We start from the raw sequence: 14,933 nt of genomic DNA, 5'->3' as shown, positions 1-14,933 counted from the left end.
TAATCTTATACGGTTCTGTGGTAAACTATTAATGATATAATGCGCTTAAAATCGGATTGACCATTAATACTTTTCACAGGAGGTACTTTTTCATGAAAGTCACCATCAAAGAGATAGCACAAATGAGCAATGTTGCTAAAAGTACCGTATCAAGATATTTGAACGGGGGATCCGTTAGTAAAGAGACGTCCCGAAAAATTGCTAAGGTCATAGCAGATACAGGTTATGAATCGAATTTATTCGCAAGCAGCCTAAAAAGAAAGAAAACCGGGATGATTGGTGTTATCTTTAAGGGTATCCAGTCTGTTAGTGTGGGTAAAATGCTTGAAGAAATAAATGACCGCCTAAGAAAACATAACTATTATCCGATTATTACGATTGAAACGATCGGTAACAGTCTTGAACAAGAAGTGGATAACATCCTTACTTTAGCCAAACAAGGTGTTGATGGCATTATTCTAGGTACGGATCAATTAACAGAGAAACATAAAGATGCGATTCAAAGTATTGATATTCCAGTAATTTTAGTGGGTCAAGAAAGTGATTGCATCCATTATCAAAAAATCAATAATATTAAGGCAGGATATATCGTCGGGCAATATATTGAACAGATGGGCCATACCCGTATTGCCTATCTTGGTCCTGGCGATGGCGACCGAGAAGTTGGTTACAGCAGAAAAAAAGGGGTTATTCAATACTTTAAAGAGCAGGGAAAAGCATTTGATTTCAACTATTTCAAAACAGGCTATACGTTTGAAGCAGGCTATGATCAAGGTGAACATGTGCTGAACGCTAACCCAAGTGTTGTGATTGCTGCAACTGATCGTATTGCTATGGGTATCATTCAATATTTAAAAGAAAAAAAGATAGACATTCCAGAACGCATCTCTATTATTGGTTTTGGAAATTACGATTTTTCTAAAGTAGTCTATCCAGCATTGACGACAGTAGCATTTGATTATAGTCATCTATCAAAGTTAGTTGTACAAGATATGTTGGCCTTAATTAATGAAGAAAAACTGCCGTCTAGCGATGGGGTCGATTTAGCGTTAATTGAGCGGCAAAGTGTAAAACGGTTAAATACACTTTGAGCCTAAAAGGGAGACGATGAGATCACTTGCGTGTATGAGGCTAAATGTTGATTTCATATGGTTGAAGAAGTTGAGAGAGATGGAGGAGCGTGTCCTTCTTTCAACACGCCATCTTGCTTTATTACAGGTAACGGTCCGTAAACATCCACCTCAAAATAGAGAGTAGCGCTTATCTAGGCAGAAGATAACGGAAGCTAATGTTCTGATTCATTCAACGACCAATCAGTAGGAGAAGAACGCTTCTCCGCTGATCGGGATTCGTTTTACCGCAAAATGGAACCGGTTCTATTAAAAGAACGGTGTTAAGGAGGAAGAAAAATGGCTAAAAAAAATTATAAAAGTATAGCTGAAGCAGTTTTAGAAGAAGTAGGTGGGAAAGAAAACATTGAACATGTTGCCCATTGTGCCACACGCCTACGTTTAAATTTGAAAAATGAAAGCGTTCCAAATGATGAAAAACTAAAAAATATTCCAGGGGTTATTGGGATTACTCGTGCAGGCGGACAGCTTCAAATTATTATTGGACAAGACGTAGCGAGTCTTTATCAAGAAGTATGTAAACAAGGTGATTTCGCAAAAGCAGATGCAGGCTCAACACGTAGTGAAAATGACAAAAAACCAGTTACACTCAAAACAATTGGTAATGGCATATTAGATGCTCTAGCAGGAAGTTTAACACCAGCCATACCGGTTATCATTATTGCAGCTTTTTTCAAAATGATTCCAGCAGTGTTTGGACCAACGATGTTAAACTGGATCGCTGAAGGCAGTGACATATATGTACTAGCAACATTTGTTGGAGATGCTGGATTTTACTTCTTTCCAGTGTTAATTGGTTATACATCCGCCAAGAAATTCAAGGCTTCTCCTTTAATGGGGATTCTATTAGGAAGTATTATGCTTCATCCCACTTTTGTTCAATTAGCTGAAGAAGGCCAATCTTTTAGCGTGTTTGGTATACCTACACTTGTTCAGAATTATGCTAACACGATGTTACCAATAATTATGAGTGTATGGATTATGTCCTATCTTGAACGTTTCTTTAATAAACATATTCCTGGTGCGTTAAAAAGTATCTTTGCTCCTGCTTTAACAATGGTCGTTATGCTACCCATTGCATTAAGTGTATTAGGTCCGGCTGGAGCTATTTTAGGAACAGCTATTAGTGAAGCTATTTTAAATATGGATGGTGTCGTTGGATTTATTGGTGTTGCGTTGATAGGTGCTTCTTTCCAACTGCTTGTCCTTACAGGTATGCATATTATTTTAATCACATCATTAATTCAAGCGTTTATGGTTAATGGCAGTGAAAGTTTTGTTGCCCCCGGGTTAGCTGCTGCTAGCTTTGCAGTTGGAGGGATGTGTTTAGGGGCTGCCCTACGCTTGAAGAATAAAAATGAGAAGTCATTAGCATGGGGCTACTTTATCTCAATGATAGTTGGTGGGATAAGTGAACCTGGCCTTTACGGGATTGCTATTCGCTATAAAAAACCTTTGTTAGGGTTGATGCTTGGTGGTTTTGTTGGTGGACTTTATTTAGGTGTTGTTAATTCTGGTCATTTTACGCTTATCCCATTGACTAATTTATTAAGTTTACTTGCTTTTACTGGTCACTCAACCGCAAATCTCATCAACGGTATCATAGGCTGTATTATTGCATTTGTTGTTGCAGCAATCGCTGCTTATTTCCTGACCCCAGCAGATGGAGATTCAAAGTCAGCTCACAAAGAAATGGTCAAATAATTACTTTTTTACTATACTAGAATGACGCGTTTCAATAAGAAAACGGTAGATATGAGAAAGGGTTTGATGGCTCGCTTGTGATCATCCCTTTCCTTTCATGTAGAAAGTTGTCGTACTAGAATGCTAGATAACTCAAAAATATAATGGAAAGAAATGTGATAAAAATGAAAATTAAACAAGTAATCGATATTTTAAAAGAGAAGACAGGAGCGATAGATGTTGATCAAAAGCAGACGAATGATCAGGTCATTGTCGGTAATCCTAATCAAGAAGTGACAGCTGTAGTGACGACATTTATGGCGACGATAGATGTTATTCATTATGCTATTGCCAAAAAAGCAAATTTGATTATTACACATGAGCCGACTTGGTATAATGGACGTGATGACACCTCCTGGCTTAAAGATGATTTTATTTATCAAAAAAAGGAACACTTATTGTTAGAACATAATATTGTGGTGTGGCGATTTCACGATTATATGCATTCAGCGAAGAAAGATCAAATCTATCAAGGGTTTGAACAAGCGCTCGGTTGGCACGATTATAATTTAGCAGGCAACTCCTTAAGTTTGAATCCATTAGAGCAGGCAGCGACTTGCTATCAGATCCCCAAACTAGAGGTAAGGACGCTTTTGGCACAGTTAAAAGAGGCGCTTAACATGAAAGTTATTCGCTATATCGGGGCTGAAGATGCCGTGGTCCAACGGATTGGGCTATTACTTGGAGGAAGTAGTCTGGGCTTAGGAGATGAAAGAAATCCAATGAAGCTCGTACAGGCGAATCATTTAGATACGGTAATATGTGGAGATATTACGGAATGGACTTTAAGTGCCTATATAAGAGACGCTAGTATGCTAGGTATCAACAAAAATATGATTATACTTGGCCATGAGAAAAGTGAAGAAATTGGAATGAAAAATATTGTCCCATGGATGAAAAAACACTTGCCTAATTTAGAGATTTCTTTTATTGATTCTGAAGAGCCTTTTCGTTATTTTACTAATTGACGAATCGCGGTCTAAGGAAGATCAATAATAAAACTAAGGTAATGTGTCTCAAAGTCATCGGACGAGCTAACATGTTATCACCGAAAACCGTCCGTAACGTCCGCTTCAAAAGAGAGACGAGCGCTCATCTATATAAACGGGCACTAATGTCTTGCTTTACTCAACGAACCATCAGTGGGCGAAGAAAGAAATCCGAACTTTAACTCAATTACCTCATCTGAGGTAATTGAGCAAGTTCGGATTATTCATTTACGTTGCACTATACTATGATGATCGTTCAGTCAATCTTTTGAAATTTGCTTTCTACGGTAAGTAAACAGTAAAATAGCACCGACAATAAGTAGCAAAGCACCAGCAAATAACCAATTAAATAAGGTGGTGGCTGTTTCAGGTAATGTTTCTGAAAGCTCTCGATCAATGCCCTGATCAGGTTCATCATTATCCTGTTCTACTTCATTGTTACCTGAACCTTGATTTAATTCATCTGCATCAATGGTGTCCTCGATAACAGGGTCTTCAATCGTTGGTTCAATTGTCATATCGATAATACCATACAAACTGAAATGCGTGACTTCCCCTGAGACTTCATTTCGTTCCTGATTATAATCTTTAGGATCAATCTGCTCTAAAATGTCACCAGATTGATCAAGGTATACCATGCTTAATTGGTCCCAGTTTTGGATGCGTTCGCTGTCTACCTGAAACGTTAATATGATAGGTGGATCAAAGTTATCTATATTTATGCTAAATCGGTAGACAGGGCTAACTAGACGTTCATTATCAATGCTAACTTCTTCAATGCTGAATATAATATCGTCTTCGATAGGCAATAGATCATATGGAATGATCATTTGAACATCGTGGTAGGATAAAATCAAATCTTTGCCTTGTTCTAATTGTTTAATAACGTGTTTAGCTATTGTTACTGTTGGTTTAGTCAATGAATAATAGTAGCTGTCATCTCTTTCTTCAAGTTGATTCAAGTCGTTAAGGCTTTGGTCATCATCTTTTGGATCTAAATCGCCAACACGGTATAAGTAAAAGTCATCAATACTCCCCCAAGCACCAGCATTAGCAGTAATGTCTGCTCCAATAGTAATTTCCCCATCCGTTACTTTAATGTTTTCAATTTCAGATTCTACCCAGTTTCCCCAACCATTAACTTCAGTTAATTGTTGATAGCGTTGATCGCTTGTTTCTGCAACAAGGTTCATGTTAGATTCATAGGTGTCTCCACCTTGGATAAACATGGATAAATTATAGTAGCCTGGTTCAAGGTTATCAATCGCTTGCTTGATAGAGAAGTCAACAGGATCATCTGACCAATAATGAACATGGTGGGTACCCGTACGTGAATCAGCACTTCCTTCTGCAATGCGAGCATGTTCAGATACGCCGGCGGGAAAAGTTAAGCTCCACATGGTCTGATCACTATCTTCAAAACTTGGGTTAAGAATGAAGTTTTCCGGTAGTACATTTAACTGACCGTAGACAATAAGTCCAGATTCTGTTTCTCCGTCAATTGTATAACTCCCTCGACCTTGACTTAAAGCGTGTTCAACGGTTTGCTGATTCCATGCAATCGGGACGTTCTCTTCGCTTTGATCATTATAAACAACCGTGACTGTATCTGGTAGTATAGGCGTTGAGCCTAGCATAACGTCAATGGAAACATCTTTTACATAATCAACTTTTTTTGGAGCAATTGCCCCCGTCTCAACATAATTAAACACATTAATCGTTGGTAAAGGATGACCGCTAAAATCAAATAAGGCTTGATTATCAACAGCGCTTCCTCCATACCACCTTCCAGCGTCATCTGGATCATAGCTTGCTGAGTAGCTTGAGGCCCAACCAGAACCGTGTTCTTCCCAAAGTAGTTGATTCGCTTCGAATTGTTCAGCAGGTCCAACAGGGAGCCAAGCAGGTTCCCAGTAGAAAACGCCGATACCTGCTTCGCCTACATCTGCGACAGCTTGAAAAGCGTCTCTTAATGCATTAGCTTGTCCTTGTATTGAGTATGGATACGGTGGATTCGCTTCATTTCCAGTAATCGTATTTTCATGCCCATCGCCATCCTCTGTCGTATAAGCATACGATGTTTCAGCAATCATGACTTTCTTATCGTATTGATCAGCGATATAGGAAAGTTCATTCGTTAAATGGTCTAGTGTGCCATGCCAAAAAGAATAATAGGAACTTGCGAACACGTCATAATCGACGTTATAATCGTCCATAGTTGAAGCTAACTGGCGATAGCGCCCCTCTGTCTCTGGATTAGTGAAATGGAGTGCAACAAGAACGTCTGAATCAAAATCACGAACAGCTTGACTACCTGCACTGAAAAGGTGCGTGATATTTGCCCAGTCATTTTCCTCAGACATCGCACGATTCGTCTCATTACCTACTTGAACCATACCGATATCAATGCCTTCGTTTCTCATTTCTTCCAATGTGTTGCGCGTAAAGTCATAGAGAGCATCTGCTTTTTCATCAATATCCTTGTTTTTCCACTGTTTCGGTGCTTGTTGCTTGCCTGGATCTGCCCAAAAATCAGAGTAGTGGAAATTAACGAGTAGTTTCATACCATTAGCGGTTGCCCGTTTACCGATTTCGATCGCTGTGTCGACATCATTGTTCCCGCCGCCATAACCATTCCCATCCGGATCATAAGGGTCATTCCATATTCGTACCCTAACATAATTAGCACCTGCTTCAGCAAAGGTCGTGAAAATATCTTGTTCGTCACCTTGCTCATTATAAAAAGTGACCCCACTATTTTCTAAAGCAATAATGCTTGATATATCGACCCCTTTAATAAAGTCATCTGATAAGCCATCGACACGCTCAACGAAAATATTAGACTCGACAGGCTCAATCGCTGTAGAGCCTCTAGTTAAGCTGAATTGATCTAGAAATCCCCAAGCGTCAGGTTGACCAGTTAAGTAGGCACCAACTTCAACATTAACGAGATCCTCTTCAATTTCAAATGTATACGTTACTGGCAGCCAATCATTCCATCCAGTGGTTTTGACAAGATCGAAGACTTCGTCACCAACAAACAGTTGAACATGTCCCGCTGAATCATGATCCCCCCCCATTGATTGTACAGAAATGGTGTAATCACCTGCTGGAAGCTGATCAACCGTCTGTGATAAGGTAAATGATTGATTTGAGGTGGCCTCTGATTTTACTGAATAATTAAATGCATAGTCACCTTCGAACACGTCTGTTGCACTGTGATGGACCTCTGCTTCGTCTAGGTCCAACCCCGTTATTTGCCAACTATCATCATCAAAGAAATTAGTTTCAAAGTCACCATTTGTTAATATATTTGTAGATTGTGCCCTCGTCAAATGGTGGGATTGACTAAAACTAAATAAACCAAAAACTAAAATAGAAATAAGGAAAAACGAAATTGCTTTTCTTGTTCCTTTCATCGTCACATCACCTCGAGTAGATTATTCTAAGTTAAATAAACTTATCACATAAATTAAATTAATTTACTTATATGAATAGTATAAAGCGCTTTCAACGAATTTTATATATTAAGATATTCGCTCAAATCTTCAAAATATTAAACAAAGGGGATGCAGACATCAGCTATTAAGCAAATAAGAGCCAACATCGATACGCAAATATGTAGAATTAAGGTGATAAGTAAAACAGCATGATATGTTAGGTTATTTAACAAAAACGCTAGAAAAGTTTCAGAAAAATCTTTGTATTATAGTGAAAACGTTCACTATTTGGTACAATGTTTCATGTAACCGCTATTTTATTGACACTTAGTTTTATGATGGTAAGATCAAACTATATCAAGAAGGAGCGATCATATGAAAATCGCAACAATCCGATTAAGGGAATATTATGATCACGCAAGTACAACAGAACAAGCCATTATCGATTATATTTTAAGTCATCCGGATGACGCTTCGAAAATGACGATTTACAAGCTAGCTGAAGAAACTTATTCTTCACCATCGTCTATTATTCGTTTATGTAAAAATAATGGTTTTTCTGGTTATAAAGAATTTTCTAAGGCACTGATTTATGAACAAGCTGTTCGCAAACATTACAAAGCGAAAGAAATCGCAGATGTAACCAAAGCGGATTATATTGATGAAATTGTCAACAAAGTAACGAATAAAAATATTTTGTCCTTAGAAGAGACAACGAATTTACTTGATTTTGATGTGATCAAGCACTGTGTTGAGATGATCTATGATTGTGAGAAACTCGTCCTTTTTGGTATTGGTGCATCATTAATTGTAGCAAAAGATGCTCAATTAAAATTTACCCGAATTAATAAAATGGCTTATGTGAGTGAAGATTGGCATACACAATTATTAATGGCACGGAATATGACACCAAATGATCTTGGTATTGTTATTTCATATTCTGGACAAACGCAAGAAATGATTGAATGTGCTAAGACTGTAAAACGCAATAAGGCTGAGCTTATTTCGATCACAAAGTATGGGCAAGCACCGATCATGGATATCGCGGATCACAATTTATTTGTTGCTGCCAATGAATATGCTTTTCGAAGTGGGGCAATGTCTTCTCGTATTTCACAGCTTAACTTAGTGGATATTTTGTATACATGTTATGTCAATATGCAATATGAGAAGTCTATAGAAATATTAGAAAAAACGCAAATACGGAAGGAGTCAGATCAGGATGATTGACTTAAATAACATATCGACCGAGCAACAGAATCCAAACACGATGAATCTTGATCAAATGTCCTATTTAGAAGCGCTAACGGTAATGAATCAAGAGGATATGAATGTTGCCGTTGCGATAAAACCTGTTCTACCACAAATTGAGCAAGCGGTTAATAGGATTGTTACCGCTTTTGAAAATGGAGGGCGGTTGATCTATCTAGGTGCGGGAACAAGTGGCCGTTTAGGTGTGCTTGATGCTGCCGAATGCCCGCCCACATTTGGTACGCCAAAGGAAATGGTCGTAGGTTTAATTGCGGGAGGTGAGCAAGCGTTCACAGAAGCAGTTGAAGGTGCAGAAGATAATAAGGAAATGGGAGAAGCGGATTTAAAGGCAATTAGTCTATCCAGTCACGATGTGGTGGTCGGACTTGCGGCGAGTGGTCGCACACCCTATGTAGTTGGTGCTTTAGCTTATGCTAACCAAATCGGTGCAAGCACCGTTGCGGTTGCTTGTAGCCAAGATTCTGAAATTGGAGCGATTGCAAAGATCGCCATTGAAGTTGCCCCAGGGCCAGAAGTCTTATCGGGCTCAACAAGGCTAAAAGCAGGAACAGTGCAAAAAATGGTATTAAATATGTTATCAACGATTTCTATGGTTGGGATTGGGAAGGTTTATAAAAATCTAATGGTAGATGTGCAACCCACCAATAAAAAACTTGAAACACGAGCAGAAAATATTATTATCAATGCAACAGATGTTGATCGAGCGTTAGCCAAAGCCAAACTATTAGAAAGTGAAGGCAGTGTAAAGCTTGCGATTACTATGATTTTGCTAAATTGTGATTTGGAAGCAGCCAAAGCAAGCTTATCACAAGCGAAGGGACATATTCGGAAAACTTTACAATAAATGAGGAAGAGGTGCTTTACATGGCTAAAAATAATGAACAATTGATTCGTGAAATTGTTGAATTAGTAGGTGGAGAGAGCAACATACACTCAGCAACAAATTGTATGACACGCTTGAGAATACGTTTAAAAGATGATAATAAAGTTAAACATGACGAGCTTAAAGAAAAAGCCGAGATTATGGGTGTTGTCAAAGCTGAAACCCTTCAAATAGTAGTAGGACCAGGTAAAGCTAAAAAACTAGCTGATCTTTTAATTGAACAGTATAATGTTTCCCAAGATGCCTCTGGAACAAACGACTGGCAAGAAAACAAACAAGCAATAAAACAGAACCAAAAGCAGAGTAAATTGAAATCGGCCCTTGAAACCATTTCAGGTATTTTTATTCCAATGATTCCAGCTATTATTGCTGCTGGTATATTTAATGGTTTTAGCAGTTTAATTGGGACGCTTCAAGGTGAAGAAATAGTAGATGGGCAAGTTTGGGAAACGATTCGCCTGTTATTCTCACTTATTGGTACAGGATTTCTTGGTTATTTTGCAATCTTTACAGGTATTAATGCAGCGAAACGATTTGGTGCAACTGAGGCGCTTGGTGGAATGGTCGGTGCGATGTCGATTGCTGCTCCTATCAATGATATTTCGCAATTATTTGGCTTATTTAACCCGGAAGAGCCACTAAATTCTATTTTAAAAACTGGTAAAGGTGGAATTATCGGGGTGATCTTTGGTGTGTTTATTCTAGCTAAGCTTGAAAAAGCTATTCGTAAACGTGTACCAGATGTATTAGACCTTATTGTTACCCCTGTGTTGACCTTATTAATAACAACATTACTTTTTGTTTTCGTGGTTATGCCTGTTTCAGGTATACTATCAGACTGGTTAGTTAACGGATTAAGTGTCATTATTGGCTCTGAGTATACGATTGTAAATGTAATCTCTGGTTATATACTAGCCGCTATCTTTTTACCAATGGTACTATTGGGTTTACATCATGGTTTAATTCCTATCTATGCGATTCAACTTGAAGCTTTAGGCGGTGTCTCACTATTCCCAGTCCTTGCTATGGCAGGTGGCGGTCAAGTTGGTGCAGCTGTTGCGATCTATTTAATTTGTAAAAAGACGGGGAACGATCGATTACGACAAGTTATTGCTGGTGCTCTACCAGCTGGAATCCTCGGTATTGGTGAGCCACTTATTTACGGTGTCACGTTACCACTTGGTAAGCCTTTTATCACTGCCGGATTAGGAGCTGGATTTGGTGGGGCATATGTAATGATGACCAACGTTATGGCCAATGCATGGGGACCATCTGGATTAGTTGCTGTGCCACTTATGCATGCGGATAAAATGATTCATTTTGTTATCGGTATTTTCATTTCATATATTGGCGGTTTTGTCATCACACGTCTATTTATTAAAAGTAAGGATGTAGCTAATGCATAAACCACTAGGATTTTCGGTTTATATCTCTAGTTTTGACCAACAAAAAGCAATGCTTGAACCATTAACAGGAAGTGGAAGTGCTATCTTCACTTCCTTTCACATCATGGAAGAAGTGGATCAAACGTATCAAGTAAAAGCACAGCAAATGTGTCAGTGGCTTGCTGACAGACAATTTCAAATCATTGCTGACGTTTCACCGAAAACGTTGGAGCTATTTAATTATTCGGATATGGTTAGCTTTGCTCAAGCTATGCACATTTCAGCACTACGATTAGATTATGGCTTTAATCAAAGTGAAATTGAGGAAATCGCTAAGCTTTTCCCACTTGTTTTTAATGCATCAACACTTAACGGTCAAACACTGCCTGCATTAGAGAATCGATTGCCTTTGTCTGCGATGCACAATTTTTACCCTAGACCGGAAACAGGCTTAGATCGTAATTTGTTTCAAACTATTAATCAAACGCTCATCAAGCAGGATATAGACGTTATTGCCTTTATCCCTGGTGATCAACAATTACGGGGCCCAATTGGTGAAGGCTTGCCTACGCTTGAACATCACCGTTGCTTGCCACCGTATGTTGCGTTTGTTGATTTCATAAAAAATTATCGAGTCACATCTGTTTTTGTCGGGGATATCATGGTGTCAGAACAACAATTAACATTAATCCAAACGTTTCTTGAGCATGATGTCATCCAGATACCTGTTACTTTTTTAGAGGAAAATCATGATCTATACCAACAAGTATATACGATCCGTGTAGACTCTCCGAAAGGATTAATGCGCCTGCAAGAGTCGAGAGGTTATGCCAGTTTAGGGGATAAGAAACGACCAAATAATTGCATTGAACGTAAACGCGGTTGTATAACAATGGACAATGAAAAGTATCAGCGTTATTCTGGAGAAATACAAATCATGCGTGAGGATCACCGTCAAGATCAGCGCGTTAATGTAATTGGAGAAATAGATAAAGCTTATCAACCGTTACTAAACTGTATAAAAAATGGTGATCGCATTAAGTTTGTTTCACTTTAATGGTTGCTGGGTCATGGTTTTAGAGCATACATCCGTGAAAGTTAAAGATAGTCATAACACTGTTTGTATAACTAGAAGGGATAAACACATTCACTTACTTCTGTGAATGTGTTTATTTTCGATAAAGAAGTGGTAAGGGTTAGATAAGCATATTAAAAGACGGGTATTAAAAATATATCGATTTCATTAAACATGCTTCTAGAAAATTTAGTGTTATCTTGGATTAATATATCATACGATACTCAAATAAAGGATGATTGCTATGACTTTTTCTATTGTTGGTTATGATCCAGACGCAAAGGAGTTTGGGGTTGCTGTAGCTTCGAAATTTCTTGGTGTTGGAAGCGTCGTACCATATGCTAAAGCAGGAGTTGGAGCCGTCGCATCACAAGCATTAGGCAATCCGAAATATGGAATTGATGGACTGGCTTTATTGGAAAAAGGGAAGACCGTTGAAGAAGTGCTACAAACGCTTATCGATCAGGATAAAGATAGTAATTGGCGCCAAGTAGGTATGGTAGATAGCGTAGGACATAGCATGACCTATACCGGCGCTAACTGTTATGATTGGGCCGGGGGTGTCGCAGGTGCTAACTTTGCCATTCAAGGTAATATTCTTGTTGACGAGTATACTGTTGAAGCGATGCATGGTACCTTTTTAAAAGCAAAAGGTGATTTAGCGACACGATTGATGCAATCACTTCGTTCTGGAGACTTGGCTGGTGGTGATCGTCGAGGCAAACAATCTGCTGCCTTATTGATTGTAAAAGAAGGAGCAGGCTATGGAGATACTGATCGATACATCGATTTACGGGTAGACGATCATATTGATCCAATTCCGGAATTGCAACGTTTGTTGGATCTGCATTATTTGTATTTTAAACCGACAGATCCCGATGATATATTGAAGATTGAAGGTGAACTTGAGCAGAAATTAATTGAACAGCTTGAAAAATTAGGATATTACACTCGCGATTCAACGGATCTTGTCACAGCGCTTCAGAAATTTCAATACATTGAGAATTTTGATGAGCGCGTGCAACAACCGGGATATGTTGATCGTAAAGTTGTTGAATTTTTAGAACAGCTTGTACAAGAAAAATAGTTGACTAATAAAGGTTATTCCGAGCGGAGTAGCCTTTTTGTGTACGTTGATCGAGTCTTTACATTTATTACCTGGATGTCATCGCGGCTAAGGGTTTTTTGAAATTGCCAGCGAATCAATTGCACTAAAGGAATAAGTAGATGGTTTGATATTAGTTTGTATGAATATTTATTAATTTAATGTTAAATCATAAGATATAATCAATCTTTTGCAGTCATGTATCCATCTATCCTTCTGTGTAACTTCATTAAAATTTCAAAAAATTCTATCGAGTGTGAATAATCTGTGATAAGATGAACTTGTTTTAAAAAATTGATCAAAAAGAGTTAAGGAGAGATATTGTGAAAAAAATAGGTTTACTGCCACGTCTTGTTATAGGGATTTTGGGAGGTATGTTAATTGGTTTTCAATTTCCTGAGTGGATTGGAAATGTCCTTTATACATTCACCCATATTTTTGGAGAGTTTCTTGGTTATATTGTGCCACTTATCATTGTGTCGTTTATTGTTCCTGGGATAGCGGATCTCGGTAAAAAAGCGGGGCGTTTACTGGCAGGTACAGCGGGTCTAGCTTATGCTTCCACGATTACAGCGGGAATTATAGCATTCTTTATCTCCGTTTTTATTATTCCGTTCATTATAACCGAAGGATCCGTAGCAGGTGCTGAGGCTGCAGGTTTAAGTCCGGTTATAGAATTAGAGATTCCTGCGATAATGGGTGTTATGACAGCATTAGTAACGGCATTCATTTTTGGGCTGGGCATCAATTATATTCGTCACGAAAAAGCTTATACATTGCTTTATCAAGGAATGAATGAGTTTCGAGAAATTATTGTTTTAGTAATTAAAAAGATCATTATTCCGTTATTGCCGTTGCATATTGCTGGTATTTTTGCTGACATGGCGGCGTCAGGTGAAGCTTTTCATATATTAGGTGTGTTCGGACAAGTCTTCATTTTAATTATTTTAATGCACTTGGGTTATATTTTGATTCAATACATCATTGCCGCAATAAGAACAGGTATCAATCCTTTTATAGCGATTAAAAATATGATTCCTGCCTATTTAACGGCACTTGGAACAATGAGCAGTGCAGCGACAATACCTGTTACACATCGAAGCGCAAAACGTAACCAAGTGAGCGATGAAACAGCGGATTTTGTTATTCCGCTTTCAGCAACCATTCATTTAGCGGGAAGCACGATTACATTGGTTGCGTGTTCCATTGCTGTGTTAATTATAGGGAACCAAACACCGCAATTTATGGATTTCTTACCATTTATTCTATTATTAGGTGTGACGATGGTAGCTGCGCCAGGTGTACCAGGAGGAGCGGTTATGGCCGCTTTAGGCTTACTTTCTTCGATCCTAGGTTTTACAGAGGCTCAGATCGGGCTCATGATTGCCTTATATATGGCTCAAGATGGATTTGGAACAGCATGTAATATTACAGGTGATGGAGCGATTGCGCTTATTATAGATTCGTTCGTCAGCAAAAAGCAAAAAGCTAAAGCTTAATAAAAAAGTATATATTTATGATGACAACAGGCCTACTTAATAGATGTATCATGGATAATCGCCTGTAAATCGCCTGCGATAAACTAGAGGATGGGACAAAGCTATTTAGGCAGGGATCATTCAGATTCCGATAATTGGATATAGAACGAAACCTAATTGCGAATGAAGGTTTATTTTATATAAGTATAGGGATTTGGGTATTCGTTATCGATAGGGATAGCCCTTTGAAAGTACAGGAGAAGAATATAGATAAGTTAAAGACGTTCAAGGTATACATAACGATTGCGAACGTATTTTTGATAAGATAGCATGTAGATAATGCTGTAGAAGTTACACATAGCTTAGGGCGATCTAATAAAATCACTGAAACGTCTCAGTTCGCATGAGAATAAAGGCATACACTGGAGTAGTG

At 38.4% G+C, this 14,933-nt stretch carries 10 protein-coding genes; 9 read left to right on the top strand and 1 reads right to left on the bottom strand.

Features of this window, described 5'->3' with window-relative positions:
* The first annotated feature begins 92 nt into the window (after nt 1-92).
* The 3 genes from B494_RS0103070 (at nt 93) to B494_RS0103060 (ending at nt 3,841) form a co-directional block, all read left to right on the top strand.
* Nucleotides 93-1,091, top strand: coding sequence for a LacI family DNA-binding transcriptional regulator (locus B494_RS0103070; RefSeq protein WP_017470897.1), 999 nt, complete (start codon nt 93-95; stop codon nt 1,089-1,091).
* Nucleotides 1,092-1,409: 318 nt separating this feature from the next.
* On the top strand, nt 1,410-2,834 hold the full coding sequence (locus B494_RS0103065) for a PTS transporter subunit EIIC (protein ID WP_017470896.1): 1,425 nt from the start codon (nt 1,410-1,412) through the stop codon (nt 2,832-2,834).
* Nucleotides 2,835-2,998: 164 nt separating this feature from the next.
* Nucleotides 2,999-3,841 (top strand): Nif3-like dinuclear metal center hexameric protein, encoded by an 843-nt coding sequence (locus tag B494_RS0103060; RefSeq protein ID WP_017470895.1) that lies wholly within the window; start codon nt 2,999-3,001, stop codon nt 3,839-3,841.
* A 281-nt stretch (nt 3,842-4,122) separates the two neighbouring features.
* Here B494_RS0103060 and B494_RS21565 read toward each other — a convergent pair whose 3' ends face one another.
* Nucleotides 4,123-7,281, bottom strand: a complete 3,159-nt coding sequence (locus B494_RS21565) for a glycosyl hydrolase 53 family protein (protein WP_017470894.1) — start codon at nt 7,279-7,281, stop codon at nt 4,123-4,125.
* A 396-nt stretch (nt 7,282-7,677) separates the two neighbouring features.
* Here B494_RS21565 and B494_RS0103050 point away from each other — a divergent pair, with 396 nt between their 5' ends.
* From B494_RS0103050 to B494_RS0103025, 6 genes are all read left to right on the top strand, one after another.
* A complete protein-coding gene (locus B494_RS0103050) occupies nt 7,678-8,532 on the top strand; it encodes a MurR/RpiR family transcriptional regulator (protein WP_017470893.1) in 855 nt (284 codons plus the stop codon).
* Complete coding sequence (murQ, locus tag B494_RS0103045; protein WP_017470892.1) at nt 8,525-9,418, top strand: N-acetylmuramic acid 6-phosphate etherase; 894 nt, start codon at nt 8,525-8,527, stop codon at nt 9,416-9,418. Before B494_RS0103050 ends, murQ begins: the two co-directional genes overlap by 8 nt.
* A 20-nt stretch (nt 9,419-9,438) precedes the next feature.
* Nucleotides 9,439-10,863: a PTS transporter subunit EIIC gene (locus B494_RS0103040; protein WP_017470891.1), complete on the top strand. Its 1,425-nt coding sequence runs from the start codon at nt 9,439-9,441 to the stop codon at nt 10,861-10,863.
* Entirely contained in the window at nt 10,856-11,899 is a 1,044-nt protein-coding gene (locus B494_RS0103035) for a MupG family TIM beta-alpha barrel fold protein (protein WP_017470890.1), read from the top strand. Before B494_RS0103040 ends, B494_RS0103035 begins: the two co-directional genes overlap by 8 nt.
* Before the next feature lie 262 nt (nt 11,900-12,161).
* On the top strand, nt 12,162-13,004 hold the full coding sequence (locus B494_RS0103030) for a DUF1028 domain-containing protein (RefSeq protein ID WP_017470889.1): 843 nt from the start codon (nt 12,162-12,164) through the stop codon (nt 13,002-13,004).
* Between the two features lie 341 nt (nt 13,005-13,345).
* Complete coding sequence (locus B494_RS0103025) at nt 13,346-14,521, top strand: dicarboxylate/amino acid:cation symporter (RefSeq protein ID WP_017470888.1); 1,176 nt, start codon at nt 13,346-13,348, stop codon at nt 14,519-14,521.
* The last annotated feature ends 412 nt before the right edge of the window (nt 14,522-14,933 follow it).

The organism is Amphibacillus jilinensis Y1, from assembly GCF_000306965.1.
GTDB lineage: Bacteria > Bacillota > Bacilli > Bacillales > Amphibacillaceae > Amphibacillus_C > Amphibacillus_C jilinensis.
Note: the sequence above shows the minus strand (reverse complement) of the source record. Positions and strands in the feature narration are given on the sequence as shown.